The sequence below is a fragment of the Sphingomonas sp. STIS6.2 genome, assembly GCF_000732685.2.
Taxonomy (GTDB): domain Bacteria; phylum Pseudomonadota; class Alphaproteobacteria; order Sphingomonadales; family Sphingomonadaceae; genus Sphingomonas; species Sphingomonas aerolata.
In genome coordinates, this window is the sequence record NZ_JPDP02000054.1 from 1 (window position 1) to 4,178 (window position 4,178).

Annotated in this window: 3 protein-coding genes; all 3 read left to right on the top strand. The window is 60.2% G+C overall.

Going from position 1 to position 4,178, the window contains the following annotated elements; translation table 11 throughout:
• The first annotated feature begins 158 nt into the window (after window positions 1–158).
• The 3 genes from sphst_RS10215 (at window position 159) to sphst_RS20900 (ending at window position 4,077) form a co-directional block, all read left to right on the top strand.
• Window positions 159–1,940, top strand: coding sequence for a sensor domain-containing phosphodiesterase (locus sphst_RS10215; RefSeq protein WP_051916369.1), 1,782 nt, complete (start codon window positions 159–161; stop codon window positions 1,938–1,940).
• Window positions 1,941–2,191: 251 nt separating this feature from the next.
• Entirely contained in the window at window positions 2,192–3,442 is a 1,251-nt protein-coding gene (locus tag sphst_RS10220) for a GGDEF domain-containing protein (protein ID WP_081877552.1), read from the top strand.
• Between the two features lie 200 nt (window positions 3,443–3,642).
• Window positions 3,643–4,077 (top strand): hypothetical protein, encoded by a 435-nt coding sequence (locus sphst_RS20900; RefSeq protein WP_199848947.1) that lies wholly within the window; start codon window positions 3,643–3,645, stop codon window positions 4,075–4,077.
• Window positions 4,078–4,178: the final 101 nt, after the last annotated feature.

A 4,178-nucleotide genomic window follows, 5' to 3' on the forward strand; every position in this document is an offset into this window, starting at 1 on the left:
CGCCTTCTACCTGAAGGAAGTCAGCCCATCTGCAAGGGTTTAAATCGCCGCTCAGCGGTTCACACTCTAGCAAAAGCAAGACAGCGCTCCTCAATCGCATCCGAGTAAATCGTTAAGGGTCAGGTGATAATAAGCGTAACGTGAAACGGGGGCGCGGCATGCGGGACTATCAGGAAGATGCCAGGCTCGACGCCTTATACCAGCTGAAGCTGCTGGACACGTCGGCAAGCGAGAGCTTTGATCGCATCACCCGGATGGCGAGCCAGATCTTCGGACTCCCGGTAGCCGCTGTATCGCTGACGGATCGCGATCGCCAATGGTTCAAGTCGCGCGTCGGAATTGATCATTTCAGTATCCCCAGGGACAAGGCGCCATGTTCCGAGGTCGCCGAAACGACGCAGGCGCTGGTTGTCGAAGATCTCCTCGCCAACCCTTGTTACGCTGATAGCGTGCTGAGCCGCGCCGGCACGCGTTTCTATGCCGGCGCTCCGCTCATCACCAGCGATGGCTATGGGTTGGGAGCGCTTTGCGTGCTTGGGACCGAACCACGGCAAGTTGCCCCCTTCGAGTTGGCGGCACTGGTCGATCTGGCAGCTATGGTCATGGCGCAAATCGAGTTGCAGCACGCTTTCGGACGTATCGATCCGGTAAGCGGCATGCCGACCCGGAACCAGTTCCGCGACGACCTCATCGATCTGGCTCGCGACTATCCCGGCGAACGGCGGTTCGCGGTCGTCGTCGACCTCGCGCGTGACGATCAAATCAGCAAGATTACCCGCGCCATGGGCGGGGCACGGGTCGATGATCTGATCCGGGAAGCAGCCGAGGCGCTACGCAGTGGTCTGGGTTCAGACCGCATGGCCTATCACGTCGGCCCCACGCAGTTCGCGTTCCTGTCGCCGTCCCACCTGGACGAAGCCGCATATATGCAGCTCCTGCAGTCGGCATTCGCATCGCTGCGAGCGGCATCGTCGGTTCGCTTCGTGACCAGTGTGGCGATCGGGGTACGACCGTTCGTCCTGGGCGATGTGCCAGCTGACGACGTGCTGCGCGGTGCCGTCAGCGCGGCGCAGGACGCCAGACGGGCGGATGGCTCGATCGCGCTATATTCATCCTCAAATGATACCGCCCACCAGCGCCAGTACAGGCTGCTGAGGGATTTCGGCGCGGCACTCGAAGCCAGCGATCAGCTGCGGCTAGTATACCAACCGCGTATCGATCTGGCGACCGGGCGCTGCATCGGCGCCGAGGCGCTGTTGCGCTGGCGGCACCCACGGCTGGGCGATGTATCACCAGCCGAGTTCATCCCTATCATCGAGCAGACCTCACTGGCGCGGCCGACCACGCAATGGGTGTTGGAGGCGGCGATGGACCAGCTTGCAGCCTGGCAACAGACCGGCATGAATATCGCGTTGTCGGTCAACATCTCCGCGGCCAATCTAGGTGAAGCCGACCTCATCGAGCGCATCCAGCTGGGCCTGTTGAAGCGGAACCTGCGGCCCGACCAGCTGGAGATCGAGCTGACCGAGAGTGCGATCATGGACCAGCCCGATCAGGCGCTGACCATGCTCCGCCAGCTGGCCGGGGCAGGCATTTGCCTCGCCATCGACGACTTCGGCACCGGCCATAGCAGCCTGGCCTATCTCCAACGGCTACCAGCGCACGTCGTGAAGATCGATCAGGTGTTCGTCCGCAACCTGACCGACGCGGCGGGACCCGACTTCGTGCTCGTCGAGACGATGGTCGGGCTTGCTCGCAAGATGGGATACCGCTGCGTCGCCGAGGGGGTCGAGACTAGCGAGGCCGTGAACGTGCTGACCCAGATCGGCTGCGAGGAAGCCCAGGGTTTCCTGTTCGCGCGGCCGATGGACGTGGAGCTGTTTTGCCAGTGGATCGCAGACTCTCGGATGGGTGAAAGGCGGCTGATGAACTCAGCATAATTGCCATTCCCGATCGAATAGCGCTGGATGTCATAGGCGCCGATCTCTTCACAAGCCGGAACGCCAGGAGCTTTTAGCCAGTCCTTTCCTTTACCTTTCTGTGCGAAGGAGTTGGTGGAACAGGAGCGCTCTTTGTCCAACCCAGCAGGTTATACCACGGATGCCGCCTGGGCTGCGGTGTGCCTATCGAACATGTTCGTTGAGTGCGGCCTTGATGGCCACATACATTGGGCAAAAGGCGCCTTCCGGTGATGTTTGAAACCGGAGCCATCCATGACGCCGCCCGCGGCAGGCTGAAATCTCGCGCCGCGGCTCTTGGTTGGTTTTTCGAACCCTCCGGCGATGTGAGCCAGGACGGTCGCACTTTTCTTCTAGGGCAGCTGCTGAGTGCCCCGATGTCGGCGATCATGGGTTCTCTATGCGCATTGGTCGTGCTGGTTGCATCCTTCCTGCGAAGCGCGCACCCCGTGTTCGGACTGTTGATCGGTCTTGAGGTTCTGCTGATTGCCTGGCGTCTCGCTGATCGGCGTTCACGTCGGCGCGCGATCGAGATCGATCCCGAACACGTTTCACCTGTCGACACTTCGGTGCTGATATCGCTGCTCTGGTGCACACTTCAGGGTATTTCGGCCTTCACCATTATGTCCGGCGGCGACCCGATCATGCGTGTGCTATCGGCAACGCTCGTCATGGCGCTGATCGGGCCGATCTGCGCGCGAAACTATGCAGCGCCCCGCTTCGCTTTCCTGCTCATCCTCCTGTGCGACCTGCCGTTTGTCATCGGGGCGGTAGCTTCGCACGAGCGTTGGCTCATCATCATCGTCGCGATTACCCCGCCGTTCCTTCTTGGTGCGATGCAGATCATCGGTTCCTTCCACCGTACGATGCTCGTCATGCTTGCGGCCCAATACAGAAATCTGCACTTGGCGGAACACGATTCCCTCACGGGCATATTGAACCGGCAGGGCATGGACGCCGCGCTTGGCCAAGTCTGGCCGGATGCGGGCCGCAAGATGGCGCTGGTCTCAATCGATCTGGACGGCTTCAAGCAGGTGAATGACCGCTACGGTCACGGTGCCGGCGACCTCCTGCTGGTGGAGGTCGCCAAACGCATCCGGACATGCCTTTCCGACGAACATCTGCTCGGACGGATGGGTGGTGACGAATTCATGGTTGTAATGCGAGACGTCTCCCCCACCGACGTCGGTCCGTTCGTCGAGGAACTGATCACTGCCATATCCCATCAGGCGTACGAACTGAGTGACGGCACGGCAGCACGCATTGGCGCGAGCATCGGCTTTGCCTGTTTGCCAGAGGATGCAAGCAGCTCCGTCGAACTGCGGCTGCGCGCCGATCAGGCGCTTTATGAAGCCAAGCGAGCCGGTAAGGGAGTGGGCTTGCGCTATGGTGAGCGTCCCACCTGCGATGACAAGGAGACTCCTCTCGCCGGTAAGGTTAAATCGTCATTCGCTCGTCTGGAACCACGACGCGTTGCCATCTAAGGTGCGTTGACAAGGAAACGGCAAGAAGACCAAGCAGTCCATTAATGTTGTAATTCCTTAAGACGGTTGAAAACGCGCTTCCGCCTGAAATCAGTGCCACGACTGCCAATGCTACTACGTTTCGGCGTGCGGTGATGGCATAACTTCATGCCAGGTTGACGTAACTTGCATGATGATTACCTACGGTTGCAGGAAGGCACTTGGACATCGAGTATTGCAAAAGCCTTGAAGGTTGTGAGGCCAGGATGATCAGTTGCCGTCCGGTAACGCCACCGACGCTTCCAGTTTTCATGCGGGTGATGGGTTTTAGTAAAATGCGCGCTTTCCCATTTATCGATCGTTTGAGAGAATCTCGCATGGCGGGTAATCGTTTACGCAGCGATAGCAACCTTACGCAGCTGGCGGCAATTCGAGCCGGGTTCGAGATCGGCTTGTGTCAGGTGGTCATTGCGCAGCGCGACCCCACGCTGGTGCGTGTGCTCGACGACATCAGCTTCGCGCTGCCGTTATGGATCGCGATGCATGAGGACATGAAGACGAGCACGCGTTACCGGGTGGTGTTCGACATGTTGGTGGAGGGAATGTCGGCCGCTGCCGGGCACAGTCCGGACCGGTGCGCCGCCAACGTTGCATAGTGTCCGGAAGGCGCCCCGTCCGGTAGCGTGGCATCACCGCGAACCTAGTTCAGCCGGGGCCGATCGACACCGAACGCAACCCTGCGGATGGTCCGAACGCC

What these genes read in the sequence shown, in the direction of transcription:
- sphst_RS10220 (WP_081877552.1), top strand. Translation starts at nt 2,192, where the DNA reads ATGTTTGAAACCGGAGCCATCCATGACGCCGCCCGCGGCAGGCTGAAA.
- sphst_RS10215 (WP_051916369.1), top strand. Translation starts at nt 159, where the DNA reads ATGCGGGACTATCAGGAAGATGCCAGGCTCGACGCCTTATACCAGCTG.